This is a genomic window from Microbacterium sp. H6 (assembly GCF_003314775.1).
GTDB classification, from domain to species: domain Bacteria; phylum Actinomycetota; class Actinomycetes; order Actinomycetales; family Microbacteriaceae; genus Microbacterium; species Microbacterium oxydans.
In genome coordinates this window covers 1-614 of sequence record NZ_QOAY01000282.1, presented here as the reverse complement: position 1 = coordinate 614, position 614 = coordinate 1, and the positions used below count along the sequence as shown (strand labels likewise).

Here is a 614-nt window from a genome sequence, read left to right as displayed (position 1 = left end):
AAGGAGAGCTACGACGTGCCGATCCGGTCCGACGCCTTCATCACCCCTGCTTCCACCACCGCCCCGGTCGACGCAGAGGGCTGGTTCGAGCGCGCCATGCAGCTCGCGCAGTTCGGCGCCGAGCACGAGACGCTCGAAGCCCTGCCCCGCGCCCTCGAAGTCGAAGATCCCGCCAAGCGCGCCCAGCTGCTGTCCATGCGGCTGGGGATCCTGGTCGCACTGGAGCGCGCGGACGAGGCCCTGCAGCTGCTGCCGGAGCGCATCGCCGCACTCCGCGCCGCTGGGCGCGAGGTGCAGGCCGACCTCGAGGAGCGCATCGGACTCGCGACATTCGGCCTGAACACGCCGGAGACGACCGCCGCTCTGGAAGAGGAGATCGGCGCATCGGACGAGCTTCCCGCGTGGACGCGCGGTGACCTCGCGATCAGCCGCGCGGCCCTGCACCTGCAGTCCGGCGAGCCGGACGCCGCGCTGGACCACGCGGAGGTGGCCGCCCGGTCATTCGCCGAAGCGGACGACACCCGCCTGACGAACACCACGACGCTGGTGGCCATCTCGGCCGTGCTGAGCAAGGGCGATCTCGAAGCCGGCAGCGCGTTGCTGGACCGCTTCCT

1 pseudogene is annotated in these 614 nt (G+C 71.3%); it reads left to right on the top strand.

The annotated features are described in order from the left end of the window. Positions 1-15: 15 nt before the first annotated feature. Positions 16-614: pseudogene (locus tag DSP71_RS18265) on the top strand (hypothetical protein); the annotation flags it as partial.